This window comes from Mycobacterium asiaticum (assembly GCF_001673315.1).
GTDB lineage: Bacteria > Actinomycetota > Actinomycetes > Mycobacteriales > Mycobacteriaceae > Mycobacterium > Mycobacterium asiaticum_B.
Genome location: NZ_LZLQ01000124.1, coordinates 201,093 through 225,516 on the forward strand (window position 1 = coordinate 201,093; position 24,424 = coordinate 225,516).

The following is a 24,424-nucleotide window of genomic DNA, read 5'->3' on the forward strand; positions in this document are numbered from 1 at the left end:
GTGGGCGACTGGACCCGTCACCGCTGTGCTGCCTTCACCAATTGCCCGCCGATGATCAGTCGCTGGATCTCGCTGGTGCCCTCGTAAAGGCGAAGCAAGCGAACATCACGGTAGATCCGTTCGACGGGCACCCCGCGCATGTAACCGCTGCCGCCATGAATCTGGACCGCGAGATCGGCGACCTTGCCGGCCATTTCGGTGCAGAAGAGCTTCGCCGCCGACGGCGCGATCCGCCGGTCGGAGTTAGCCACCCACTGGCGTGCGGTGTCGCGGACCAGCGCCCGACCGGCTAGTACACCGGCTTGTTGATCGGCGAGCATCGCTTGCACCAACTGGAAGTTGCCGATCGGGGTACCGCCCTGCGTGGCGGTCGCGGCGTAGGACACGGATTCATCGAGTGCGCGTTGGGCCGCGCCGACGGCGATCGCCGCTATATGCACCCGGCCCCGGGCCAACGAGGTCAAGGCGGCCCGATATCCGATGTCCTCGCTGCCCCCGATCAGTGCTGTGTCGTCGACGCGGACTTCGTCGAAGTTGACGTCGGCTGTCCAGGCACCCTCCTGGCCCATTTTGGCGTCCTTGGTGCCCACGCTGACCCCGGCCGCGTCCGCCGGGACCAGAAAGACAGCGATACCGGGACCTTGGTCGTCCGCGGGCCGGGTGCGGGCGAATACCACGAACAGGTTCGCGGTGGGGGCGTTGGTGATGAAGCGCTTCTGTCCCGAGATAAGCCAATCCTGGCCGTCCCGAACGGCTTTGGTCTTTAAACCGGCCGGATTGGAGCCGGCCCCTGATTCGGTGAGCGCGAACGACGCGACCACATCACCGCTGGCAATCCCCTGCAGCCACCGTGCTTTCTGTTCGTCGGTGCCGAACCCGACAAGAACCTGTCCGGCAATGCCATTGTTCGTGCCGAACATCGACCGCACCGCCAGCGACGTGTAACCCAACTCCATTGCCAGTTCGACATCCTGCACCAGGTCCAAGCCGAGGCCGCCCCACTCCTGCGGGATGGCGTAGCCGAACAATCCCATCTGCTTGGCTTGCTCGCGCAGGTCGTCTGGGACCCGGTCAGTGTCGAGGATCTCCTGTTCGCGCGGCAGGACCGCGGTACGCACGAATTGGCGGGTCTGCGCCAGGATTTGCTGAAAATCCTCGTCGGCGACCTCGGAAGTCATGCCGGTGCTCCTTCGGCGAATGGGTGCGGGATGCTCGATATCGTATATGAAATACGATATTCGACGATGGGTGCCCAAACCTGGGCCATGACATATAGGGGCGAGTGATTCAGGTGTCGTTGCTGGAGGGTCAGACCGCGGTGGTTACCGGCGCCGCGCAGGGTCTTGGATTTGCCATAGCGGAGCGATTCATCGCAGAGGGCGCCCGGGTGGTGCTCGGTGACGTGAACCTCGAGGCAACCGAGGCGGCGGCCGAGAAGTTGGGTGGTGCCGAAGTCGCCGTCGCGGTGCGGTGCGACGTCACGCAATCCGACCAGGTGCAAAGCCTGATCCAGACCGCCATCGACCGCTTCGGCGGTCTGGACATCATGGTCAACAACGCCGGCATCACCCGCGATGCGACCATGCGGAAGATGACCGAAGAGCAGTTCGATCAGGTCATCAACGTGCACCTGAAGGGGACCTGGAACGGCACCCGGTTGGCTGCGGCGGTCATGCGGGAGAACAAGCGTGGCGCCATCATCAACATGTCGTCCGTGTCGGGCAAGGTCGGGATGGTCGGCCAGACCAACTATTCGGCGGCCAAGGCGGGGATCGTGGGCATGACCAAGGCGGCCGCCAAGGAACTTGCCTACCTCGGGGTCCGGGTGAACGCAATCGCACCCGGATTGATTCGCTCCGCGATGACCGAGGCGATGCCGCAACGCATCTGGGATTCGAAGGTCGCCGAGGTGCCGATGGGTCGCGCAGGTGAACCCAGCGAGGTGGCGAGTGTCGCCTTGTTCCTGGCCTCGGACCTCTCGTCGTACATGACCGGAACGGTCATGGAAATCACCGGCGGCCGGCACCTATGAGCAATGGCACTCGGCGAGAGGCCGTCATCTGCGAACCGGTCCGGACACCGATCGGCCGCTACGGCGGAATGTTCAAGTCGCTCAGTGCCGTTGACCTCGGCGTGGCCGCGCTGCGCGGCTTGCTCGACCGCACCGGCATCGCGCCGGACGCCGTGCAGGACGTGATCCTCGGACACTGCTACCCCAGCAGCGAGGCTCCCGCGATCGGGCGCGTGGTCGCACTCGACGCGGGGCTACCTACCACCGTCCCGGGCATGCAAGTCGATCGGCGCTGCGGGTCCGGCCTGCAGGCGGCGATCCAGGCCTGCCTGCAGGTAAGCACCGGTAACGACGACTTCGTCGTTGCCGGTGGTTGCGAAAGCATGAGCAACGTGGCCTTCTATTCCACCGACATGCGTTGGGGTGGTGCGCGTTCCGGTGTGCACGTGCACGACGGGTTGGCGCGCGGGCGCACTACCGCGGGCGGTCGGCACTACCCGGTGCCGGGTGGCATGCTCGAGACCGCGGAGAACTTGCGTCGGCAGTACGGCATCTCTCGGCAGGAGCAGGACGAGCTTGCGGTGCGGTCACACCAGCGGGCGGCGGCCGCCCAAAAGGATGGCACCCTCGGCGAGGAGATCATCCCGGTGCCGGTGGCCACCCGGCACGGCGAAGAGTTGGTGGACACCGACGAACACCCACGCGCCGACACCACGATGGAATCCTTGGGCAGGCTCAAACCCGTTCTGGCCAAGGATGATCCGGATGCGACGGTCACCGCGGGCAATGCCAGTGGGCAGAACGACGCCGCGTCGATGTGTGTGGTAACCACCCCGGAGAAAGCAGCCGAATACGGGCTGACACCGTTGGTGCGCCTGGTTTCCTGGGGCCAGGCCGGTGTGGCGCCCCACCTCATGGGCATCGGCCCCGTGCCGGCCACCGAAGCCGCGCTGCACAAAGCTGATCTGCGACTTGCGGATATCGATCTCATCGAGCTCAACGAGGCCTTCGCCGCACAAGCGCTGGCGGTCATGCGGGAATGGAAATTCACTGCGACTGATCACGACCGCACCAATGTGCATGGCTCAGGAATCTCGCTGGGCCACCCGGTCGGGGCGACCGGCGGGCGGATGCTGGCCACCCTGGCACGCGAACTGAACCGCCGCCAGGGGCGCTACGGGCTGGAGACCATGTGCATCGGCGGCGGCCAGGGTCTGGCCGCGATCTTCGAGCGGGTCACGTGACGAGTCCCGCCTTGCCGCTGACCGGCATCCGTGTCGTCGAGGTGTCCAGCTTCGTCGCCGCACCCCTGTGCGGCATGACCCTGAGCCAGCTCGGTGCACAGGTGGTCCGCGTCGACCCGATCGGCGGGGGCGCCGATACGCAGCGCTGGCCGTTGGCCGCGGAGGGGACCTCGATTTATTGGACCGGGCTGAACAAGGGAAAGCGTTCGGTCACCGTCGACTTGCGTTCATCCGAGGGCCAGGAGCTGGTGGCGCGGCTGATCACCGAAGGTGACGGCATCGTGGTCACCAATGCCGCGGGCATGTCCTGGCTGAGTCCTGATGCACTGGCTACCAGGCGTTCCGATCTCATCCATGTCCAATTACTCGGGCGCAGTGACGGATCCACCGGGGTGGACTACACCGTGAATGCGGCCATTGGATACCCCCTCGTCACCGGGCCGGCCGAGCACGCCGGCCCGATCAACCATGTGTTGCCCGCCTGGGACGTCAGTTGCGGTCTGTACGCGGCACTGTCCGTGGTGGCCGCCATCCACCGCCGTGAGCAGTCCGGCGCGGGTGCGTGCATCAGCATCGCGCTCGAAGACGTAGCCCTGGCGACCGCGGGTAACCTCGGATTGCTCACCGAGCCGCAAGTGATCGGCACGCAACGCGAGCGTCTGGGCAACTCGATCTACGGGCAATACGGACAGGACTTCGTCAGCCGCGACGGGGCCAGATTCATGGTGGTTCTGTTGACCAGAAGGCACTTTCGTGACCTGGTCGAGGTGACCGGCACGGGTGCCGCCATGGCGGCGTTGGCCGAGGCGCTGGGGGTGGACTTCGGGTCGGAGGGCGATCGGTACCGGTACCGGGATGTGCTCTCCGGTCTGTTCGGCACCTGGTTCGCCGACCGCACCGGCGACGAGGTCACCGCGGCGCTCTCGGGCACCTCGGTGCTGTGGGAGCGTTACCGCACCTTCGCCGAAGTTGCCGCCGGGCCGAAAGTGACTGCCAATCCGTTGTTCTCCCGACTGCACCAGCCTGGCGTCGGTGACTATCTCGCTCCGGCCATGCCGGCCGTGCTCGACGGTGTCCACCCCGCCAGCGCCGCCGCGCCGGGATTGGGAGTAGACACCGCCGATGTGCTGGCGGAGTACCTGGGCTTGACCGACGCTGACATCAGTCGGCTGGCGACGGCGGGGACGATAGGAGCAACCGGATGACCAAACTCGCCCAGACCCTCGGTCTCACCGAATTCCAGTCCGAGATCGTCGCGACGGTACGGCAATTCGTCGACAAGGAGATCATTCCGAACGCGCCGGAACTCGAACGCACCGACACCTACCCGCAGGCGATCGTTGACGGGTTGCGGGAAATGGGGCTGTTCGGGCTGATGATTCCGGAGGAGTACGGCGGGCTCGGCGAGTCACTGTTGACCTACGCGCTGTGTGTCGAGGAACTGGCGCGGGGCTGGATGAGCATTTCCGGAGTGCTCAACACCCACTTCATCGTCGCCTACATGTTGCGTCAGCACGGAACCGATGAGCAGAAGCAACGGTTCCTGCCGCGGATGGTGACCGGTGAGACACGAGGCGCATTCTCGATGTCCGAGCCGGAATTGGGCTCTGACGTTGCGGCCATTCGTACCCGGGCGGCCCGCAATGACGACGGCACCTACACCATCGACGGACAGAAGATGTGGCTGACCAACGGCGGCAGTTCCACGCTGGTAGCCGTGCTGGTGCGCACCGACGAGGGTGCGGACAAGCCGCATCGCAACCTGACGGCGTTTCTGGTCGAGAAGCCGACCGGCTTCGGCGAAGTGGTGCCCGGCCTGATCATCCCCCGCAAGATAGACAAGCTGGGCTACAAGGGCATCGACACCACCGAACTCATCTTCGACGGCTATGGGGCCAGCGCCGATGACATTCTCGGGGGTCGGCCCGGGCAGGGCTTCTTTCAGATGATGGACGGCATCGAAGTCGGCCGGGTGAATGTTTCCGCGCGTGCCTGCGGGATCGGCATCCGCGCCTTCGAACTCGCCGTCAAGTATGCCCAGCAACGGCAAACGTTCGGTAAGCCGATCGCCGAGCATCAGGCCGTTGCCTTTCAGCTCGCCGAGATGGCGACCAAAGTCGAAGCGGCACATCTGATGATGGTCAATGCCGCCCGACTCAAGGACTCTGGTGAGCGCAACGATGTCGCCGCGGGGATGGCGAAATACCTCGCCAGCGAATTCTGCTCCGAGGTCACTCAGCAGAGCTTTCGGATCCACGGCGGCTACGGCTACTCCAAGGAGTATGAGATCGAGCGGCTGATGCGCGACGCGCCCTTCCTGCTGATCGGCGAGGGAACCAGCGAGATCCAGAAGTCCATCATCAGCAAGCGGTTGCTCGACGAGTACCGGGTGTGAGGTCATGACCGTTCCGGATTTCAGTGCGCGACCACAACTTTCCGAGGACGTCGCAAGCTTTGTCCGAAAGCGAATCTTCGAGGGCAGCTACGCCGCCGGGCAATACATTCGCCTCGACCAACTAGCCGCCGAGTTGGGGATCAGCGTCACGCCGGTGCGCGAGGCCCTGTTTGCATTGCGCGCTGAAGGTCTTGTCGCCCAGCAGCCGCGCCGGGGTTTCGTGGTACTGCCGTTGACCCAGCGCGACCTCGCCGACGTCGCCAACGTGCAGGCCCACGTCGGCGGCGAACTCGCGGCCCGGGCCGCGCTGCACATCACCGACGAACAACTGGGGCACCTGCAGGACCTGCAGAGCCAACTCGAGGCTGCCTACGCCGCCGCCGACGACGACCGCACGATACGGCTCAACCACGAGTTTCACCGAGCCATCAATATCGCTGCGGCGTCCCCGAAGTTGGCACAACTGATGTCCCAGATCACCCGCTACGCACCGGAATCGGTGTTCCCGATGATCGAGCATTGGCCGGACCAGGCCGTCAAGGACCACCGGCGGGTGCTGGCGGCGCTGGCTCGGCATGACGAGCAGCAAGCGCGCGCCGCCATGTCGGAACACCTTGCCGCCAGCGCGGTCCCGCTGATCGACCACCTCGTCGAGCGTGGCGTGGTGGACGTGACGCCGTCGGTGCCGCGGGGCTAGGAGCCACTGCGCCAACTTTCGCACCGAAGGCGTCGAGACTGACGCTACGCACAGTGTCTGCGGCGTTTCGTGTGCATAGGTTCAATGTCGGTTTCAAGGTCGGTTTCAAGTCGGGTTCAATGTCGCGGCCGGATGAAACGTTGAACTCGGGACTGTTGCCCCGGCTGGTCGCGGCTTACGCTGCCTGTAACCGCCGGCAAACATGTCAGGAAGAGAACAGATGCCCCCAACGATTCGCGTCGTCGCCGGATTCCTGGCCTGCGTTGTGGTGGTCGCTATCGCCCCGCCGGCCACCGCCGAACCGTTGGACCCCATTCCCGGCAACGGTGTCTTCGTCGTGGGGCCCGACATCGCGCCCGGTCTCTACCGCACGGCCGGGTCCGCCTCGACCTTCGGGGTCTGGATCAACAACGTGCCGACCCAGGACTCGATGTGCGCATGGTTCACCTACAGCACGCCCGATGCGAACAAAGAGCATGTGCTGCAGACGAATATCTCCGTCGGCCCGATGTTCGCCAATATCAACACGACGGTTAAAGCCTTCGAGTCGCAGAACTGCCAGCCCTGGACGCGCGTCCCCTAGGGGTCCGCATCGATCAGCATCTCCCGCAGTCGCCGGATGTCCACCTTGCCGGTAGCGCCGCGCGGAACGTCGTCGTCGGATTCGAACAACAGCCACATCGTCGGCACCTTGAATGCGCTCAGCAATTGCCTTGCCGCATCTAATAACTGGTTGACTGACAGCCCGCGGCCCACCACCGCCGCACCCACCCGCTGACCCGCGCTGCCCATCACGTTCGTGACGAAAGCGCTGGCGACACCGTCGATGCTGCGTAGCGCGCTCGCCACCTCGCTCGGGTAAACCGTGGCGCCGCTGACTTTGAACATGTCGTCGGCGCGTCCGTGATAGAACAGGAATCCTTCGCTGGTGAGCCGGCCGAGGTCGCCGGTGGGGTAGTACCCGTCGACGGTGAACAATTCGTCCCGGCTGCGGCGGCAGATCCCGCGCAGCATGTGCGGCCCCCGGAGTTGGACCATACCGACGGTATCCGGCGCGAGCGGCTCACCGGTATCCGGATCGGTGATGCGAACCTCCATGCCGGGGAACGGCTTTCCGCAACTGCCCCACGCCGACGCCGGCAGGTCGGTGTCGGCTGCATAGCCGCTGTAGGGTCCGAAAGCTTCCGTCATGCCGAACAACGTCGCCCGCGCCCCCGGCTGGGCACGCCGGTGGGCGGGCAGCAGCGCCTCCAGACTGCCGGGACGCAGCGCGGACAGGTCGGTTCGCGCTCGGTCCGGATGCCGGGCCAGCGCTTCGGCTTGCTCTGGCCAGCCGCGGAACAAAGTGACCCGCGCGTGTTGCAACAGTCGCAGCGTGGTGTCGGGCTGCGGTCGTTCCTCGGTCACCAACGTGGCGCCGGCTATCAATGCCGAGAGAATGCCGCTGCCGAATCCGCCCACCCAGAAGAACGGCATCGGTAGATACAGCCGGGTGTCGGATGTGATGCAGCGCGCCGGCAAGCCCGATCGCACCGCTCCCAAGGCGCTGCCGTGCGAGTGCACGACGCCCTTGGGTGGGCCGCTGCTGCCGGAGGTGAACATGATGACGAACGGGTCCGCGGCCGTGACTGTCCCGGCCAGCGCGTCGACGACTCCGCGAGCGCGGCCGCCGGCGGCCTGTGCGAGTCCACTATCTGGCCAAAACTGTTGCAGTGCAGGAAGGTCGGTTCGCTGCAGAGACCGGACGGCATCGAGGTACCGATGACCCCGGAACTCCTCGACACTCACCAGGAACTGCACCGAGGCCATGCGCAGTTGCGCGACCAGTTCGGCGGGCTGCAACAGGGTGCTCAATGGAACAAGCACGGCGCCGATGCGGGTCACCGCCATGGCAATCTGCACCCAGCGGGTGCCGTTGGGCATGATCAATCCCACCCGGGTGCCCTTGCGTACCCCGGCTTCGATCAGCACCGCGGCCAACGCCGTTGTGGATGTGTCGAGTTCGGTATAGCTGACGCTCGATGAGGGGTCGACGGCCATGGGTTTGGCGCCATGCCGAACGGCGTGCGAACGCAGCAGATCATCAATGGTGTGAATGTCAGTCACGGAACAGCTTTTTCAATTGTTCGGTGTCAACCTTGCCGCTGGCAAGCAATGGCACACCGGCGCGGGGGAGGACGGCGAAGCGTCGCGGGATTTTGTAAGCCGACAACGTGGTTTTCAGGCGGTCGCGCAGGGCCGACTCGTCGAAGTCAGCACCGTCTGGCGCGACGATTACCGCGGCCACCACTTGCCCACGCCGGGCGTCCGGTAGCCCGAAGACGTGCGCCGTGACACCTAGTGTGGCCATGGCTTGCTCTACCTCGGCGGCAGAAACATTGGCTCCACCGGTTTTGATCATCCCGGACAACCGGCCCATGAAATACATGAAACCGTCTGCGTCGGCACGTACCAGGTCGCCGGTGTGGAACCAGCCGTCGGGATCGAAACATTGCTCCCGGCTGCGCTTGTGATACCCCTGCATGACATACGGCCCGCGGATACACAGTTCACCCACGAAGCCGGGGTCAACCGGTGTTCCGGTCTCCGCGTCGACGATCAATGTTTGAAATCCGGGTGCCGGCTTACCGTATGAGCCGCGCCGGTGTTCGGGTTGGTCTGATTCGTCCGCACTGATCAGCAGTACGCCGCCGGCCTCGGTCATCCCCAGCATGTTGTGCCGCAGTTCCGGGTCGGCTGGTCGGGTTTCGGGTGCCATGATCGGGTACAGGTTGCCACGTCGTAGTGACGACAGGTCCCGCCGAGGATAGCTCGGATGCTCGGCCAAGTGTGTCACACCGGCTGTGAATCCATTGGTGACCGTGGGCTTTTCGGCCTCGATCAGATCTAACACCGCACCGGCGTCGGTGGCGTTGGAGCACACCAGGGTCGCCCCGGAGACCAACGTTGCCAGCAGCGCGAACGCTAATCCGCCGATCCAGAAGAAAGGCGAGTTGCAGAACAGTCTGTCCTGGGCGTTCAGACCGCGAATCACGTTGAGGTTGCGCTGGTGTGCAAGCAGTGCTGCCTGGGTGTGCACCACACCCTTAGGGGCGCTGGTCGAGCCCGAAGTGTACACGATGGCCAACACGTCAGACCCATCGACGTCATCTTCCATCGCGCGCAACAACTCGGGTGAAGCGCTGGGTCCGGGCCGTGACCCGATGATGACGCGACGCAATTGCGGTGCGGTGGGACAGAACAGCTCATCGGCGCCGTCGATCTCGCCGAGTAGTTCGGTCAACTTCTGCACATAGTTGTGCGATCGAAAGGTACCGGCGCTCAACAATACGGCCGTATCGCTGTGTACCAGTTGCCGCCCCAGCTCGCCGGTGGTGGCGAAGGTGGAGAACGGCACCACCACCGCGCCGATGCGCGCGGCCGCCAGCATGCCGACGACGAATTCAGGGCCATTTGGATACAGCAGGCCCACGTGGGTGCCCTTGCCGGACCGCAGCGCGATCAGCCGGCGGGCGAGTTCGGCTGAGCGCCGTTCCGCTTCGGCGTAGCTGATCCGCTGACCGTCACACACCAGCAGGGGGTGATCGACCCGCGACTTAGCCTGCTGCCGAAGGACCCCGGCGATCGTGTCGGGCTCACCGGGCATGGTCGGCGGTGTCGAAGTAGTCTCGGATGGCACCGAGATCGGCTTTGCCGGACGGAGTGCGGGGGAGCGCTTCGACAACAGCGATATCGGCGGGAATTTCGTAGCGGGCCAGGCGGGTCCGCAGGTACTCGACCAGTTCCTGAGTTGATGCGGATCCGCGAAGCTCCACCATCGCCACCGGGATTTCACCGAGCCGGTCGTCATGACGGCCGATCACGGCCGCACCGGAAACCGCGGGGTGATTCTCCAGCGCGTTGCGCACGTCGTCGGGCATCACCTTGAAGCCACCCCGGATGATCGCCTGGTCGGCCCGCCCGACGATCCAGACGAACCCCTCCGTATCGATTCGCGCCAGGTCAGTGGTGCGCATCCAGGGTGTCGACGAACCTAGCTGTGCGGGTTTGACCTCCAGCCGGCCGACCTGTTCCGCCGCCAACTGAGCGCCGTCGTCATCCACGACACGCAGTTGCGTACCGGGATTGGCACGACCCACGCTGCCCCGCTTGTCCTTCCAATACTGCTCGTGATCGGCAAGGGTCCAGCCGGCCACCCCGCCGCCGAATTCGGTTGCCGCATAGGAGGTGAGGACCGGGATGCCGTATTTGTCGGTGAACGCATCGGCGTCGTCGGCCGACAATGGTGCCGTGCCACAGGTGACCGCGCGGATACTGGACAGGTCTTCTCGGGTCAGGTCGGAATGCAACACAGTCCGCAACGCGGCGGGAACCAGCGACACCGTCCGGGGCCGGTGCTTGCGCACCGCTGCCACCCACTGGGTCAGGTCGAATCGGTCCAACAGCACAAAGGGTCTCGCTTGCGCGACGCACTGCAGCACCCGGAACACGCCGCCGATATGCACCAGCGGCGAGTTCACGATCGCGACCCCACGCCGCAGGCCGGTGGGAGTTGGCGCGTCACGGTAGTCGCGACCCATCGTGCTGTGTGCGAGCATGTCGTAGCTGAGATCGATTCGCTTGGGGGGACCGGTAGTTCCGCTGGTCAGCATGCGTACGGCGACGCCGGAACAGGCACCGGCGGACGTCGGCGACGCGGCGGGGCCATCGAAGATTCCCGCAGTCGAAACCGTCACGGTATCGGGCGCGTCGATGACCAACGCCGCCAGGTCCTGGGGTTCCCCGATGACCAACGGCAGTCGCAGCGCTTGGATGTCGGCGCGGGTGCGGTCGTCACCGCGGGACGGGTTGAGGGTGACGACCGTGCCACCGCCGAGCAGCACTCCCAGGAAAGCCGACATCTGCGCGGGCCGGTTGCGCAGCAGCACACCTGCGTCGGGGCCTTGCGACAACGACGCAATGTGGCGCGCCGCCGCGCCGATCTGCCCCCAGGACAACCACTCGCCGTCGTACTCGACGGCGGATGAATCCGGTTGCAGATCCAGCACATCGGCGATGCGCCGGCTGAGTGGATGGACGGCCACTAGCGAATCTGCGGCTTTCGCTTGCCGGAGTTCCGGGCGGCCAACTCCGCCTGCCCCAGTGGGTTGCCCAACCTCGTGTAGATGAGTCCCTGCTCCAGGGCGGCCCGGTAGGGCTTGTCCAAGGACTCCCAGATCGCCTTTACGGTGCCCTGTGTCGCCGTGGGCGGGTTGGCGGCAATCGTCGTCGCGATCTCATCCGCGCGTGCCCAGAGTTGGCTGGTTTCCACGACTTCAGACACCAGCCCGATACGCAGCGCCGTGTCGGCGCTGACCCGCTCGTCATTGCCCGTCAACGCCATTCGCAGCGTCTCGCCCAATCCGATCCGACGCATCAACCCGATCGGCTCCAACGCACAGACTAGACCCGCCGACACATGGGAGTCGAAGAACGTGGCGTCGGCTGAGCAGATGACTACGTCGGATTCGTTGACGAAATAGAAGGCGCCCGCCGTGCACATGCCTTGGACGGCGCACACCACCGGCTTCCACATCTTCTGCCACTTCGGGCTGAGGTACTCGCCAGGATCTTCGTGGTTCCAGACGTTTTCGGGTTGGCCGTAAGCCTGCTTGACGTCCAGACCGGCACTGAACGCGCGGTCGCCGGCCGCCCGCAGTACGACCGCGTGAACCGAATCGTCGAACTTGACCAGTCGCCATGCTTCGGCCATCTCCCGGCACATGGTGCGGTTGAACGCGTTGAGTTGCTCGGGCCGATTCAATGTGATGGTTGCGACGTGACTGGCGGCATCGACAGCGAGCAGGATGGTTTCGAAGTCGGCACTCATCACTTGCACTGCCAGTTCGGTTTCCGCTTCTCTACGAATGCGCGTGGGCCTTCTTGCGCATCCTCGGTGCGCAGCACCCGCTCACGGAATGTTTCGGCGAGGATTTCAGCCTCGTGCAGCGGGATATTGAAGCCTTTGAGTATCGCCAGCCGGGTTCCCCGAACTGCCAGCGGCGCATTGGAATTGACGATGTCGGCGATCTCACGGGCGCGATCCAGTAGGTTGTCATGCTCGACGATTTCGCTGATCAGCCCGAGCTCGTAGGCCCGCTGGGCGCTCATCCGCTCGTGCTTACCCATCAGCGCCATCCGCAACGCAATCGATCGTGGCAGCACCCGCGCCACTCGCACCAATTCCCGGCCGGCCACCAGCCCGATGCTGACGTGCGGATCGAAGAACGTGGCTTGTTCGGAGGCGATGACGATGTCTGACGTGGTGACCCAGTCCATGCCCGCGCCGCAACACAATCCGTTGACGGCGGTCAAGACGGGCTTGGCCATGGTGCGAAACGGCGGTGTGCCTTCCTGCGGAGCCTCCCACTGGTCATACGTGGACAGGTAGGGCCGTTCGTAGATCACCTTCCCGTCTTCGGGAATCTCCTTGACATCGGCGCCTGTGCAGAACGCGCGACCGGTACCCGTCACGATGGTCAGCCACACGTTATCGTCGTTCTCGGCTTCGTCATAGGCCGCGCGGAGTTCGGTGATCATGTGCGGACTCAACGCATTCAGCGCCTCGGGCCGGTTGAGGGTGATGGTGGCGGTGTGCCCGTCGACGTCGTAGCCGATGGCGTCAAACGTAGGCATCATCGTGTTCCTTCTGACATTTCACCGACCCCGGAACTCTGGTGCGCGCCGTTGCCTGAACGCTTCCAGGCCTTCCTTGAAATCACTTGTCCGACATGATAATTCCAGGTTGAACAACTCCTGGCTCAAGGACTCGCCCAACGTGGCCCGCTGGCCGAAGCCCAGAGCTTGCTTGGTCAGTCCGATCGCCACGGTCGGTCCGCCCGCCAACCGGCCCAACAACTCCTCGACGGTGCTCTCGAATTCGGCGGCGGCGACGGTCTGATGGATCATGCCCCAGTCGGCGGCATCAGTCGCACCGACTTTCTCCCCGAGCAACAACATCCGCCTGGCTCGCGCCACACCGATCAGTCGGGGGAGCAGCCAGGTCGAACCGGAGTCCGGACTGAATCCGCGGTCCATGAAGGGTTCCCAGAACACCGCATCGGTCGTGGCGAGGGTGAAGTCCGCGGCCAGCGCGAGATTGCAGCCCATGCCGGCTGCCCAGCCCCGCACGCTGCAAAGCACCGGCAATTGGATCGTGTGCACCAGTTCGATCACGCGGTGGGCGGCGTGTGGAACCCGGCGCACCAGATCGCCCGTGCGCGGGCGTTCGCCGCCCGCGGAGTTGGTGGCCACCCAGTCCGCACCCGCACAGAAGTCGTCCCCGGCCCCGGTGATGTGGATGGCGCGCAACGAGTAGTCCGTGGCCGCATCGGTCAGCACATCAACCAGAGTCTGAATCATCATGTGTGTCAGTGAGTTCCGGCGAGATGGCCGGTCGAGGACGATCCGCAGAACCCCGCCGTCCCGGCGGGCTGTCACCGAACCCGGGACCTCGGCCGAATCGGCCTGGTGACTCACTTTCGGATCCGGCTCTTCCACTGATCTCCAACTATACGGTTACCCATACAGTAAACAATACGATTGCTACGCTGTATAAGTTAGCAAGGAAACGCTGCCGACGGAACAGCAGGGTGAAAGAGGACGCATGCCCGAAGGACAGGTGAATCCCGAAAGGGCCCGGTTCGGTGAAGCGCCTCTTGCCCAGACGGTCGCGGCTGCCGGGGCGATCCGGCGGCTCAGCGCACTGTTGCTGTCCCTGGAACATCCGCACCCAACTGTGGACGAGATGCTGGGCCAGTTCGCTGCGTGGGAGCGCGAACTGACCGCGGCTGCGGCACCCGATCCGAGCCCGCGAATCGGGCACCAGCCAGATGATGTCCGGCGGATCTACCTCGACCACGCGACGGACATCGGGGCGTTCAATCCATGCTTCCCCGAATACCGATTCGATCAACTCGACGCCGAAACCGCCGTCGGTTCGGTGACCTTCCCGCTGGTCTACGAAGGGCCTCCGGGCCTGGTGCATGGTGGCTTTCTGGGCGTCTTCTTCGACTGCATCATGCAGCACCAGAATTGTGTGGTCGGTTTGTCCGGGAAGACGCGCTCACTGACGATCACCTTCCGCCGACCGACTCCGATACTGACCGAACTGCGGTTTGACATCACCCGCTCGCGGGCTGAGCGGGGGATCACATCGACGGCCCGGCTGCTGCTCGACGCCGAGGTACTTTGCACCGGCGAGGTCAACGCACTGGCGTCCCGCCCAGAACAGCTCGCCACCACCCAATTCGGCAGGCGCCGAGAGGAGTTAGACAAATGAGCACCTCCTTCGACACCGCCGATGACCGGGTGTTGTTCGATGTGGATCCCGACGGGCGCATCGCCACCATCACGCTGAACAATCCCGCGCACCGCAACACCTATGACCCCGCGATGCGCGACGCCATCGCCAGATGTTTGGACCATGCCGCCGAGGATGACGATCTCACTGTGGTGCTACTGCGCGGTGCGGGCGGCACGTTCAGCACCGGCGCGGACATGAACAACGCCTATGGCTGGTATGGCGCGAAGAGCGGCGACGACGAACCGGCCAGGCCAAGCCGACCCAGCCAGCGGCGGCGACTCACCGTGGACCGCAAGTCATTTGGCTTCTACCACAACCTGCTGGGTTTTCCGAAGGTCACGGTGGGCGAGATCTCCGGCTACGCGCTCGGCGGCGGGTTCGAGATCGCCTTGATGACTGATATCTCGGTGATCGCCCGGGATGCCAGAATCGGGATGCCGGCCACGCGTTTCCTGGGGCCCGCCCTGGGTAGCCTGCACATGTTTTTCCATCGTCTGGGCCCGGTGATGGCACGGCGGCTGTTGCTGACCGGCGACATCATCGAAGCCGGCGAGCTCGCCCATCTCGGAATCTTCACTGAGACATGCGATCCCGAAGCCGTGCCGGCCCGCGCCCGGTATTGGGCGCAGAAGGCAGCGAAGATGCCGGCCGACGGCGTCGTCATCGCCAAGGAGGCCTTCCGGCTGGTCGAACAGAGTCAGGTGTACCAGGGCGAGGAAGTTGCCAGCTATCTCTTCCACGCCTTCGGCACCAACCTGCAATTTGCACCGGGGGAGTTCAATTTCGTGAAAACCCGCGCACAGCTTGGCACCAAGGAAGCGTTCAGGCTACGAGATGAACACTTTCACGTGCCCGAACCTGAAGCCTGACTGCAAGATTCGCTACCTCAGCGAGACGCCGCCCGGGCGCGAGGGGCCGACTTGCGTGCGCCCGCTTTCTTGGCTTTCGCCCCGGATTTGGCGGTCTTCTCGATCAGCTGACTGGCGTGTTCGAGGATGCACTCGAGGCCGTATTCGAAATTCTTCTCGTCGGGAGCGCCGATGCGATGCCCTTTGCCGGTGACTTGGGCGATCAACGGCGTTGTCCCTGGGTCGATGGCGACCGCATCCTCGATGGTGCGGCTTCCGGCGTCGGACAATTCGTTCTTCTCGTGCAGTCGGTGCAGTACCACCGACCCGCGAACATGCAGTGACATCGCCGAGTAGGTGTCGAATGCGTCCTCGGGCGACAACCCCGCCTCGACGAGGTTGCTGATCGCCTTCTCCATCTCCTGGGCACCGACCCGAGCGGCCTTCGGGCTCAGCGCGGCCCGAATGAGAATGAGGTCGCACAAGATGGGATTGCCCATGAACGTCTTGCGCATCAACCGCGCGTGATTGCGCAGCGTCTCCCGCCAGTCGTTGGCTTCGACGTAGGGAGTGGCGAAGACGTACTTGCTCAACGCACGGTCGGTCATCGCGTTGAGCAGATCGTCCTTCTTGCGGAAGTACCAGTAGATGCTGGTGACACCGACGCCGAGGTGTTTGCCGAGCAGCGGCATGCTCAGATTGTCGATCGAAACCTGTTCTGCGAGTTCGAATGCGCCACTGATGATGTCGTCAGGATTGATGGACCCGCGCTCGCGGCGTTGACGCTTCTCCGCAGTTGCCTGCTTTGCCACTCCCGGGCACCTCCATCAAGATCTGACCTGCGCGCGCGGGTCTCGAACCCGTCTTCCTCTGTTACTGTAATACCTATCGTAGGCTTTTTTGTATACAGCGCAGAGCGAGGTCGTAGTGGCGACCGCCAGTGATGCGCGCCGCTGGGCCCCGGGTGCGCTACGCGGCATTGGCGACTCTCTTTACACCCCGTTTTGCGGTGCCGACGGAGACGATATCGATTGGGATGCTTACCGCACACTGGTGCGGTACTGCGTCGGTGATCTTGGGCACCCGATGTTGTGGTGCACCAGTGGCCTCGCGGAATTCTGGGCGCTGACCCTAGACGAGCGAAAGCGGTTGCTGGAGATCGCCATTGAAGAGGGACGGCGTGTCAATCCTGATGTTGTTGTGCAGGCCTGTACCGCGGCCATGACCGCGAAGGACTGTCTGGAGCTGACATTGCACGCACAGCAGGCAGGCGCTGACATCGCCTACATCCAGACGCCGATGATGGAAGCCCATGGGGGCGAGGGTGTTCTGAGGTTTTTCTGCTACATTGCGGCGCGCACCGATATCGCGCTGGGCATGTTCAATTCGCCTTCCTCGGGCTACGTCTTGACCGCGGCCGAAGCGGCGCGAATCTATGACGAGGTGCCCGCGGTGTGCGCGACCAAGGAGGGCGCCTTCCGGCCGGAGAGCAGCCGACGGCTGCACGAACTCGCACCCGGACTGGTGCTGTGGGAATGCGACCGCACGGTTTACCGCGCGGGGTGGCTGCGGGCGGGAATCGTCTGCCCGGCGCAGTTGGGCACCACCGGCTACCTGTTCGAGACGCCCGAGCGTCGATTGTTCTCCGAATACTGGGACCTGGTGTGGGCCGACAAGTTGCTCGAGGCAATGGATTACGGGCGCGAGTCCGGACTGGACCAGTTCGATCTCGACCTCGGCGGGTGGTTCACCTGCTACCCGGGGAGGTCCGACTATTTCACTCACTGGGGCGGTGCGTTCAAATACGCAGCCTCAGTACTGGGTCTGCCGATAGGGGATTATCCGCATTCACGCCCGCCCCAGGCCATGTTGCCGCCGGAGGCCAAGACGCAGATCGAAGGTGCGTATCGCCGGCTCGGACTCGTGGACTGATCCCCGGGGATCGATCGCTCATTCCCGGGCGAATCATTCATTCCCGGGCGAATCGCTCATTCCCGGGCGAAGAGTCACGGCGAACTCGCCGGTGAAGTGTCGCTCGCCCCGTCGGCGGCCGGTGCTGCCGAAGCGGCCGCTGTCTGCTCCGCAGCGGCGGCACGCCGCCGCACCCACAGCAGCGCCACACCAACAGCGCCGCCGATCAGCGATAGCCAGAACAGCGCCTGAGTGAGTGTGAGAGCCAGCTGGGCGCGCAGCAGCAATGAGCGCGCTTGACCTGCGCGGTGAGCAACTGCCTTCGTCCTATCCATGGAGTCCTCTCAACAGTTCGATTATCGGGGCGGATAGCTGGGCATACCCGTGACAATGCGGCTTCATGCGCGGCAGGGGCCCTCGTCATCGAAAGTCGTCGAAAGGAAATGGAAATGCTCACGCTGGGTGTCATCGGATGGATCATCATCGGCGGTCTGGCCGGCTGGATTGGCAGCAAGATCATGAAGACCGATGCACAGATGGGTGTGGTGCTCAATATTGTGGTCGGCATCGTCGGGGGCCTTATCGGCGGTTTCCTGCTGCGCGGGTTCGGTGTCGATGTGGCCGGCGGCGGACTGTTGTTCTCGTTCCTGACGTGTCTGCTGGGTGCGGTAATCCTGCTGGGAATCGTCAAATTGGTCAGCGGGCGCCGGGCCTCCCGTTAGTTGTGGAAAGCGCTACCGATAGGTAGACAGTATGGGTGCCTAACCCGCAACCGGTTGCCGGTGACGACGAACCCGCCGTGCTTTACGAGGCCACTCCCGGTGGCGTCGCCATCGTGACGCTCAACCGGCCTGATCGCCTGAACGCGTGGGGCCCCGACATGGCGGTCCCTTTCTATGCCGCGGTCGATCGCGCCGAACAGGATTCGGCGATCAAAGTGATCGTGGTGACCGGCCGCGGCCGCGCCTTTTGCGCGGGAGCGCATCTTGGTTCTTCGAATTCGGTAGGCGGAGTGGGTGAATCACTGGAAAGCGCGGGCGGCAAGAGTGTCGCGGACCTCGTCGGTGAGCGCCCCCCGCACTTCGTGACCGAGCTGCGTAAGCCGGTTATCGCGGCGATCAACGGGCCGTGCGTCGGTATCGGATTGACCCAGACGCTGATGTGCGATGTCCGGTTCGCCGCGGCGGGTGCCAAGTTCGGCGCGGTATTCGCGCGCCGGGGGCTGATCGCCGAATTCGGCATCTCCTGGATCCTGCCCCGGTTGGTGGGTTGGGGCGTCGCCCTCGACCTGTTGTTGAGCGGGCGGACTTTTCTCGCCGACGAGGCGGCCGAGCTTGGTCTGGTCAAGGAAGTGGTGGCGCCGGACGAGCTTATGCCGCGCGTCCTCGAATATGCCGAGGACATCGCTAAATACTGCTCGCCCACGGCGATGGCGGTGATCAAGAGGCAGGCCTACGGCGATGCCACGCGCGACGTGGTAGCAGCCACCGCCGATGCCGAGTCGTTGATGTGGGAAGCATTGCCGCGGCCCGACGTGATCGAGGGCATCGTGAGCTTTTTACAGAAGCGGCCTCCGCAGTTCCCGTCGCTCAGTCAGGCGTAACGAGGTTCCGCCTAGAACGGCGGCGGATCGTCGTCCCGTGGTGGGCGTACTTCGCGGGGTGGAGCGACGGGCGCGGTCGTTGGGACAGAAAGGTTCTGGCGGCGTTCGGCGTCGATGCGCTGGGCGCGATCTTGCGCGCGGGTGCGGCGGCGGGTCGGCATCATGATGCCGCGTCCCGGCGAAAGTGGTTGCGCTGTCCCGGTCGGCAGGCTCCCGGTCGGCAGGCTCCCGGTGGGCAGGCACAAGTTGGGGAAGAGCAGCCGACTGCCGGGTCGGGTGGTATAGGTGTGGCCGGTCGGCGCTGTCCAGACGATCGTGCCGTCGGGGTGCTGGCGGTCGCGCCACCCAGCGAGACCCGTCCAAAAGGTCTTGAGCAAGTGGTGTTTTCGACATAGGCAATTGAGGTTGGACGGGTGGGTAGGTCCCCAGGGGTAGGCGATGGTGTGGTCGATGTCGCCGGTCCAGGCGACTGCATCGCAGCCGGGGAAGCGGCAGGTCATGTCGCGCGACCGGATGAAGCGGTCCAGCGCGGTAGAGGGGCGGTAACGGGTTTCGGGCCGGGTGTCGAAGAATGTCCCGAGGGGCGCAACCTTGGCGCCGGCTGCTATCAATCGGGCCAAAAGCGTTGCCGGAAGGCTGAATCCACCGGGAATCTGGGCGGGAGTCAATCCGGTCGCCGACGCGGACTCTGGGTCGGAGTCGGAGTCGGCACCGAGTGTGACCGCGGGCAGCTCGCCGTTGATCAGCGGGTCGGGCTCGGCGGTGACGCTAGCGGCGTCGGCAACGACATGGATCACCACGGCGGTGGCCCGGGCATCGACCCGGTCGCGGTACGGACAGTCCGGGGACTGGCACTCACAGGTCAGGTGTTTGCCGTCGGCGGCCAGCGTGCCCAGCGCGTCGGCGCGGCGCTGACCCAAGGTGCGGGGATCGCCGGGACAGACATCACGCGCCATCGTGTCCAGACGACGGTCCAGGACTGCCGCGTCGATTGCCAGCAAACTGCCCCAGATGGAGGCCATACCGGATTGGTCGTCGGCGGGGGTGATCGTCACGTCGCGGCCGCGTGCGCCACTGCGGGTGCGGCGCACTGCCGCGGGATCATGGCGCGAGATGAGTGCGTCGATGGCGGTCGCTGTCTTGGCGGACGATAACGGCCCATAGCGCTCGGCGTCGGCAGCCAGCGCGGCATCGACGAGGGACATCACCCAAGGGTCTTTGATCAGTCCGGTGTGCCAGACGATGGTGCTGGCCAGGCGCAGGCTGATGATGCCGGCCGCCAGCAGAGCATTGACCTTGGGGAGCCGATTGCGTAGCGCGCACGCCAGGTACATCTGTCCGGAAGCCATGCCGTGGCTGATGTTCTGCGCGGCGGCGACCTGGGCTGCCATGAAGTCCCAGTTGTCACACGACCACCGGGGGCTATCGGCGGGGCCTTCGCCGTGTCGGGCGACCAATTCGGCGATGGCGGCCAAACGCTGGGCGGCTGCGGTGGCCTCCGCGCGGGCGCCAGCAACCATGGCGTCCACGAGGGCGGCATCCGCAACACGATCAAACATATGTTCGATACTAGGTCGGAGGGGTGACAAACTTACCGGCCGCAAACGCACCTGGGTATGAGCGCTCAACTGTGGATAGCAAGCCGATGAACGGCCAACTGTGGATAGCAGGCCCGTCAGGCGATGGCGCCGGACTCTTTGAGTTCGGCTATCCGGTCCCAGTCCATACCGAGTTCCATCAGAACGATCTCGGTGTGCTCGGATGCCTGCGGCGCCCTTGTCGTCTCCAACGGCTCGTGGTTGAACTGGACGGGTCCACGGACCACGCGGAACGGTGCCCCGCCGCTGGCCACCTCGACCTCAGCGATCATGTCGTTGGCTATGGCCTGCTCGTCAGTGGTCAAGTCGATGAGGCTCTGGAACGGGGCCCACTGCCCTCGCATCGTCTTCAGGTGTTGGCGCCAGTATTCGAATGGCTTGGCGGCGAAAGCGTTTGCGATCAGCTCGCCGGCCGCATCGGCGTTCTGGATCAGTGGCAACACATCCGCGAAGCGCGGATCGTCGGCCGCCTCCGGAATACCGAGGTGTTCGAACGTATCCCGAATCAGGCCCGTCGGACTGATGATGCACAGATTGATGGTGCCGCCGTCGGAGGTCTGGTAGTTGCCCATGAACGGGTTCACCGACGGGGCAAGGGATCCGGGCATATGGGAGCGCATCACTTCGCCGGTCTCCATACCCTGCGTCACACTCGCGCCGGCCGCCCACCAGGCAGTGCTCAACAACGACACGTCCAACTCGACGGCTTCACCCGTGCGTTCCCGGTGCAGGAGTGCCGCCGAGATCCCACCGGCAATGAACATGCCGCCGATTGAATCCCCGAACGCCGGAATGCCTTGTCCCAGAGCCCCACCCAGCTCTGCCGGAGTCAGCGAGTGCCCGACGCCGCTGCGAGTCCAGAACGCCGTCCCGTCGTACCCGCCCACGTCTCGTTCGGGGCCCTTGTCACCGTAAGCCGAACCACGGGCATAGATGATGTTGGGATTCGCCGCGCGGATGTGCTCGACGTCGAACTTGTTTTTCTGTCGCTGTGCGGGCATGTAATTGGTCAGGAATACATCGGAACTCCTGGCCAATTCGTAGATCACCTCCTGGCCGCCGGGTGTCGAGATGTCAATTCCCACACTGCGTTTACCGCGATTGGGATGCTCCATGAGGGGGTGGCGGTCCGGGTCGACCTGGATGCCGCCCATGTTGAGGAACCCCCGTTGGGTGTCCCCGCGCAGTGGGTGCTCGACCTTGATGACGTCGGCTCCCCAGTCGGCGAGGATCGCTCCGGCGGCCGGGACGAAGGTGAACTGCGCAACCTCTAGCACCCTGATGCCTTCCATCACCTTGATCGTCAAGAGTGGCCTCCCGTCACGTGGTCGGTTCGAAGGTTACCGGCAGCCCCGACGGTGAACGGATGGTCGGCCGGGAAGTGCGGATCGCGATCGACGACCAGTTCGGTATTGCACAACCGTTCGGCCCGGATCGGCAGGCTCCCTCCAAAGATCTATTCGTGGGAGCCTACTGAAATCACCACAGTAGGCCAAGAGTCGAGTCCGCCGACAACCGGTGTGATCAGGCAATCTCTCGCGCGACGCAGGTCCTGCCAGCATTGCAGAAAGGAGTACCGATAGGTATACAGTATCTACTACGCGACCACCCTTACGGAGGCGTCGCGCACGCGTCGCACGACGAGGGGACAGGTTCGATGAGCACCGACGGCAGCGCGGTTGCCGAGCGGCCGACCACGTCGAGCGACCCGGTGCTCTACGAGGTCTCGCCGGCCGGCGTCGCGCTGATCACCCTGAACCGGCCCGAGCGCAGAAACGCCTGGGGCGGGGCGCTTACATCGACGTTCTTCCGGTACCTGGAAGCCGCGGAGGCTGATGGCCGGGTCCGGGTCATCGTGATCACCGGCCGCGGCCGCGCATTCTGCGTCGGGGCGGACATGGGTGATCTGGATTCCATCTCGTCGACGACGGTCGAGGCGGCCGGTCAAACCGACGTCACTTCGCTGGTGGCAGAGAAGCATCCGTATTACCTGACCCAATTGCGCAAACCGGTGATCGCTGCGATCAACGGATCGATCGCCGGCATCGGGCTGTCCCTGGCGTTGATGGCCGATATGCGTTTCGCCGCTGCCGGCGCAAAGTTCACCACCTCGTTCGCGCGTCGAGGACTGGTGGCCGAATACGGCATCTCCTGGATCCTGCCGCGGCTGGTCGGCTGGGGTGCGGCCGCCGACCTGCTGATGTCCGGTCGTACCTTCCCGGCCGAGGAAGCCGCCGAGTTGGGTCTGGTCAACAGGGTGGTACCGGGCGACCAGCTGCTGGACGTCACATTGACCTATGCCGAGGACATCGCGGTGAATTGTGCGCCCAGCTCACTGGCGGTCATGAAGCGCCAGCTCTACGCCGACGCTGGTCTGGGCATCGTCCAAACAAGCCACTCCGCCGAACAATTGATGCACGAATCCATGCAGCGTTCCGACTTCATCGAAGGCATCACGGCGTTCTTCGAAAAGCGCGCACCACGATTTCCACCGCTCGCCGCGCATAGCGACGACACTTAGAGGCACCGGAATTGATTTGAGAGGACGTCCACGATGACGACGTTGGACTATCGAGCGATTGACGTCGACAACCACTACTACGAACCGACCGACTCATTCACTCGGCATCTGCCGAAGGAGTTCAAGCGCCGTGGTGTGCAGATGCTGCACGACGGCAAACGCACCTGGGCGGTGATCGGCCAGCGGATCAACCAGTTCATCCCGAACCCGACGTTCGACCCGATCATCGAACCGGGGTGTCTGGATCTGTTGTTCCGCGGCGAGATCCCGGACGGCGTCGATCCCGCCTCACTGATGAAGGTGGACCGAATGGCGAACCATCCCGAATACCAGAACCGGGACGCCCGGGTGAAGGTCATGGACACCCAGAATCTGGAGACTGTGTTCATGTTGCCGACCTTCGCCTGCGGCGTGGAGGAGGCACTTAAAACCGACATCGACGCCACCATGGCGTCGGTGCACGCGTTCAATCTGTGGCTCGACGAAGACTGGGGTTTCGACCGTCCCGATCACCGGATCATCTCGGCGCCGATCATTTCGCTGGCCGATCCAGCCAAAGCGGTGGAGGAAGTCGAGTTCGTACTAGGTCGGGGCGCCAAGATGGTGCTGGTCCGTCCAGCCCCGGTACCCGGCGCGGTCAAGCCGCGCTCGCTGGGTGACCCGGTGCACGATCCGGTCTGGGCCAGACTCGCCGAAGCCGGTGTCCCCGTTGGGTTTCACCTCAGTGACAGCGGCTATCTGGCGATCAATGCCTTGTGGGGCGGCAAGGCCACCTTCGAGGGATTCGGCAAGAAGGATCCCCTCGACCAGGTGCTCCTCGATGACCGGGCCATTCACGACTCGATGGCCTCGATGATCGTGCATCAGGTCTTCACCCGGCATCCGAAATTGAAGGTCGCCAGCATCGAGAACGGTTCGTACTTCGTCTACCGGTTGATCAAGCGGCTCAAGAAGGCTGCCAACACTGCGCCCTACCACTTCAAGGAAGATCCGGTGGCGCAGTTGAGGAACAACGTCTGGATCGCGCCCTACTACGAGGATGACGTCAAGCTGCTCGCCGAGACGATCGGCGTGGAGAAGATCCTGTTCGGCTCGGATTGGCCGCACGGCGAGGGGCTGGCAGATCCAATGTCTTTCACCGCCGACATTCCGCAATTCCCCGAGTTCAGCCCCCAAGACACTCGGAAGGTCATGCGCGACAACGCGCTTGACCTGCTGGGTGCGAACGTTACCGCGTCGGTATAACACCAGC

25 protein-coding genes are annotated in these 24,424 nt (G+C 64.3%); 14 read left to right on the forward strand and 11 right to left on the reverse strand.

Going from position 1 to position 24,424, the window contains the following annotated elements; all coding sequences use genetic code 11:
* Positions 1–17 precede the first annotated feature (17 nt).
* Entirely contained in the window at positions 18–1,178 is a 1,161-nt protein-coding gene (locus A5636_RS19975) for an acyl-CoA dehydrogenase family protein (protein ID WP_065160346.1), read from the reverse strand.
* Positions 1,179–1,282: 104 nt separating this feature from the next.
* Between A5636_RS19975 and fabG the strand changes: the two genes are divergently transcribed.
* From fabG to A5636_RS20005, 6 genes are all read left to right on the forward strand, one after another.
* Positions 1,283–2,032 carry a 3-oxoacyl-ACP reductase FabG gene (gene fabG, locus A5636_RS19980; RefSeq protein WP_065160347.1) on the forward strand — a complete coding sequence of 250 codons (750 nt, stop codon included), beginning with the start codon at positions 1,283–1,285 and terminating at the stop codon, positions 2,030–2,032.
* A complete protein-coding gene (locus A5636_RS19985; protein ID WP_065160348.1) occupies positions 2,029–3,255 on the forward strand; it encodes an acetyl-CoA C-acetyltransferase in 1,227 nt (408 codons plus the stop codon). The genes fabG and A5636_RS19985 overlap by 4 nt, the downstream gene beginning before the upstream one ends.
* Positions 3,252–4,460, forward strand: a complete 1,209-nt coding sequence (locus A5636_RS19990; RefSeq protein ID WP_065160349.1) for a CoA transferase — start codon at positions 3,252–3,254, stop codon at positions 4,458–4,460. The genes A5636_RS19985 and A5636_RS19990 overlap by 4 nt, the downstream gene beginning before the upstream one ends.
* On the forward strand, positions 4,457–5,650 hold the full coding sequence (locus A5636_RS19995) for an acyl-CoA dehydrogenase family protein (RefSeq protein WP_065160350.1): 1,194 nt from the start codon (positions 4,457–4,459) through the stop codon (positions 5,648–5,650). Before A5636_RS19990 ends, A5636_RS19995 begins: the two co-directional genes overlap by 4 nt.
* Positions 5,651–5,654: 4 nt before the next feature.
* Positions 5,655–6,347, forward strand: coding sequence for a GntR family transcriptional regulator (locus tag A5636_RS20000; protein WP_065160351.1), 693 nt, complete (start codon positions 5,655–5,657; stop codon positions 6,345–6,347).
* 220 nt (positions 6,348–6,567) lie between these two features.
* Entirely contained in the window at positions 6,568–6,930 is a 363-nt protein-coding gene (locus tag A5636_RS20005) for a hypothetical protein (RefSeq protein ID WP_065160352.1), read from the forward strand.
* Here the strand turns inward: A5636_RS20005 and A5636_RS20010 are convergent.
* From A5636_RS20010 to A5636_RS20035, 6 genes are read right to left on the reverse strand one after another with little or no spacing between them, the layout of a single operon-like run.
* Positions 6,927–8,453, reverse strand: a complete 1,527-nt coding sequence (locus tag A5636_RS20010; protein ID WP_065160353.1) for a class I adenylate-forming enzyme family protein — start codon at positions 8,451–8,453, stop codon at positions 6,927–6,929. The two genes, A5636_RS20005 and A5636_RS20010, sit on opposite strands and share 4 nt — an antisense overlap.
* Positions 8,446–9,993, reverse strand: coding sequence for a class I adenylate-forming enzyme family protein (locus A5636_RS20015; RefSeq protein ID WP_065160354.1), 1,548 nt, complete (start codon positions 9,991–9,993; stop codon positions 8,446–8,448). The genes A5636_RS20010 and A5636_RS20015 overlap by 8 nt, the downstream gene beginning before the upstream one ends.
* Positions 9,983–11,431, reverse strand: a complete 1,449-nt coding sequence (locus tag A5636_RS20020; protein WP_065160355.1) for a class I adenylate-forming enzyme family protein — start codon at positions 11,429–11,431, stop codon at positions 9,983–9,985. The genes A5636_RS20015 and A5636_RS20020 overlap by 11 nt, the downstream gene beginning before the upstream one ends.
* A complete protein-coding gene (locus tag A5636_RS20025) occupies positions 11,431–12,216 on the reverse strand; it encodes an enoyl-CoA hydratase/isomerase family protein (protein ID WP_065160356.1) in 786 nt (261 codons plus the stop codon). Before A5636_RS20025 ends, A5636_RS20020 begins: the two co-directional genes overlap by 1 nt.
* Positions 12,216–13,022: an enoyl-CoA hydratase/isomerase family protein gene (locus A5636_RS20030; RefSeq protein WP_065160430.1), complete on the reverse strand. Its 807-nt coding sequence runs from the start codon at positions 13,020–13,022 to the stop codon at positions 12,216–12,218. The genes A5636_RS20025 and A5636_RS20030 overlap by 1 nt, the downstream gene beginning before the upstream one ends.
* Before the next feature lie 21 nt (positions 13,023–13,043).
* Positions 13,044–13,865: an enoyl-CoA hydratase-related protein gene (locus A5636_RS20035; RefSeq protein WP_065160431.1), complete on the reverse strand. Its 822-nt coding sequence runs from the start codon at positions 13,863–13,865 to the stop codon at positions 13,044–13,046.
* Positions 13,866–13,992: 127 nt separating this feature from the next.
* On the opposite strand from A5636_RS20035, the gene A5636_RS20040 reads away from it, so the two are divergent.
* Positions 13,993–14,667 (forward strand): hypothetical protein, encoded by a 675-nt coding sequence (locus A5636_RS20040; RefSeq protein ID WP_065160357.1) that lies wholly within the window; start codon positions 13,993–13,995, stop codon positions 14,665–14,667.
* Positions 14,664–15,560, forward strand: a complete 897-nt coding sequence (locus A5636_RS20045) for an enoyl-CoA hydratase/isomerase family protein (protein ID WP_065160358.1) — start codon at positions 14,664–14,666, stop codon at positions 15,558–15,560. Before A5636_RS20040 ends, A5636_RS20045 begins: the two co-directional genes overlap by 4 nt.
* Before the next feature lie 17 nt (positions 15,561–15,577).
* Here the strand turns inward: A5636_RS20045 and A5636_RS20050 are convergent, their stop codons facing one another.
* A complete protein-coding gene (locus A5636_RS20050; protein WP_065160359.1) occupies positions 15,578–16,351 on the reverse strand; it encodes a TetR/AcrR family transcriptional regulator in 774 nt (257 codons plus the stop codon).
* 115 nt (positions 16,352–16,466) lie between these two features.
* Here A5636_RS20050 and A5636_RS20055 point away from each other — a divergent pair, with 115 nt between their 5' ends.
* Positions 16,467–17,471: a dihydrodipicolinate synthase family protein gene (locus tag A5636_RS20055; protein ID WP_065160360.1), complete on the forward strand. Its 1,005-nt coding sequence runs from the start codon at positions 16,467–16,469 to the stop codon at positions 17,469–17,471.
* Between the two features lie 74 nt (positions 17,472–17,545).
* Here the strand turns inward: A5636_RS20055 and A5636_RS20060 are convergent, their stop codons facing one another.
* Positions 17,546–17,785, reverse strand: coding sequence for a hypothetical protein (locus A5636_RS20060; RefSeq protein ID WP_155763912.1), 240 nt, complete (start codon positions 17,783–17,785; stop codon positions 17,546–17,548).
* A gap of 114 nt (positions 17,786–17,899) precedes the next feature.
* Here A5636_RS20060 and A5636_RS20065 point away from each other — a divergent pair, with 114 nt between their 5' ends.
* On the forward strand, positions 17,900–18,172 hold the full coding sequence (locus A5636_RS20065) for a GlsB/YeaQ/YmgE family stress response membrane protein (protein WP_065160432.1): 273 nt from the start codon (positions 17,900–17,902) through the stop codon (positions 18,170–18,172).
* Between the two features lie 35 nt (positions 18,173–18,207).
* A complete protein-coding gene (locus tag A5636_RS20070) occupies positions 18,208–19,053 on the forward strand; it encodes an enoyl-CoA hydratase (RefSeq protein ID WP_065160362.1) in 846 nt (281 codons plus the stop codon).
* An 11-nt stretch (positions 19,054–19,064) separates the two neighbouring features.
* On the opposite strand, the gene A5636_RS20075 is transcribed toward A5636_RS20070, so the two are convergent.
* A complete protein-coding gene (locus A5636_RS20075; protein WP_065160363.1) occupies positions 19,065–20,612 on the reverse strand; it encodes an HNH endonuclease signature motif containing protein in 1,548 nt (515 codons plus the stop codon).
* 116 nt (positions 20,613–20,728) lie between these two features.
* Complete coding sequence (locus tag A5636_RS20080; RefSeq protein WP_065160433.1) at positions 20,729–21,943, reverse strand: CaiB/BaiF CoA transferase family protein; 1,215 nt, start codon at positions 21,941–21,943, stop codon at positions 20,729–20,731.
* 32 nt (positions 21,944–21,975) lie between these two features.
* Here A5636_RS20080 and A5636_RS26275 point away from each other — a divergent pair, with 32 nt between their 5' ends.
* The 3 genes from A5636_RS26275 (at position 21,976) to A5636_RS20090 (ending at position 24,417) form a co-directional block, all read left to right on the forward strand.
* A complete protein-coding gene (locus tag A5636_RS26275) occupies positions 21,976–22,128 on the forward strand; it encodes a hypothetical protein (protein WP_155763913.1) in 153 nt (50 codons plus the stop codon).
* Positions 22,129–22,308: 180 nt separating this feature from the next.
* On the forward strand, positions 22,309–23,172 hold the full coding sequence (locus A5636_RS20085; protein WP_065160364.1) for an enoyl-CoA hydratase: 864 nt from the start codon (positions 22,309–22,311) through the stop codon (positions 23,170–23,172).
* Positions 23,173–23,205: 33 nt separating this feature from the next.
* Positions 23,206–24,417, forward strand: a complete 1,212-nt coding sequence (locus A5636_RS20090; RefSeq protein WP_065160365.1) for an amidohydrolase family protein — start codon at positions 23,206–23,208, stop codon at positions 24,415–24,417.
* Positions 24,418–24,424: the final 7 nt, after the last annotated feature.

What these genes read in the sequence shown, in the direction of transcription:
- A5636_RS20060 (WP_155763912.1), bottom strand. Translation starts at nt 17,785, where the DNA reads ATGGATAGGACGAAGGCAGTTGCTCACCGCGCAGGTCAAGCGCGCTCA.
- A5636_RS20015 (WP_065160354.1), bottom strand. Translation starts at nt 9,993, where the DNA reads ATGCCCGGTGAGCCCGACACGATCGCCGGGGTCCTTCGGCAGCAGGCT.
- A5636_RS20085 (WP_065160364.1), top strand. Translation starts at nt 22,309, where the DNA reads ATGAGCACCGACGGCAGCGCGGTTGCCGAGCGGCCGACCACGTCGAGC.
- A5636_RS19985 (WP_065160348.1), top strand. Translation starts at nt 2,029, where the DNA reads ATGAGCAATGGCACTCGGCGAGAGGCCGTCATCTGCGAACCGGTCCGG.
- A5636_RS20000 (WP_065160351.1), top strand. Translation starts at nt 5,655, where the DNA reads ATGACCGTTCCGGATTTCAGTGCGCGACCACAACTTTCCGAGGACGTC.
- A5636_RS19975 (WP_065160346.1), bottom strand. Translation starts at nt 1,178, where the DNA reads ATGACTTCCGAGGTCGCCGACGAGGATTTTCAGCAAATCCTGGCGCAG.
- A5636_RS20030 (WP_065160430.1), bottom strand. Translation starts at nt 13,022, where the DNA reads ATGCCTACGTTTGACGCCATCGGCTACGACGTCGACGGGCACACCGCC.
- A5636_RS20080 (WP_065160433.1), bottom strand. Translation starts at nt 21,943, where the DNA reads ATGGAAGGCATCAGGGTGCTAGAGGTTGCGCAGTTCACCTTCGTCCCG.
- A5636_RS20075 (WP_065160363.1), bottom strand. Translation starts at nt 20,612, where the DNA reads ATGTTTGATCGTGTTGCGGATGCCGCCCTCGTGGACGCCATGGTTGCT.
- A5636_RS20090 (WP_065160365.1), top strand. Translation starts at nt 23,206, where the DNA reads ATGACGACGTTGGACTATCGAGCGATTGACGTCGACAACCACTACTAC.
- A5636_RS20065 (WP_065160432.1), top strand. Translation starts at nt 17,900, where the DNA reads ATGCTCACGCTGGGTGTCATCGGATGGATCATCATCGGCGGTCTGGCC.
- A5636_RS20005 (WP_065160352.1), top strand. Translation starts at nt 6,568, where the DNA reads ATGCCCCCAACGATTCGCGTCGTCGCCGGATTCCTGGCCTGCGTTGTG.
- A5636_RS20025 (WP_065160356.1), bottom strand. Translation starts at nt 12,216, where the DNA reads ATGAGTGCCGACTTCGAAACCATCCTGCTCGCTGTCGATGCCGCCAGT.
- A5636_RS19995 (WP_065160350.1), top strand. Translation starts at nt 4,457, where the DNA reads ATGACCAAACTCGCCCAGACCCTCGGTCTCACCGAATTCCAGTCCGAG.
- A5636_RS20040 (WP_065160357.1), top strand. Translation starts at nt 13,993, where the DNA reads ATGCCCGAAGGACAGGTGAATCCCGAAAGGGCCCGGTTCGGTGAAGCG.
- A5636_RS20045 (WP_065160358.1), top strand. Translation starts at nt 14,664, where the DNA reads ATGAGCACCTCCTTCGACACCGCCGATGACCGGGTGTTGTTCGATGTG.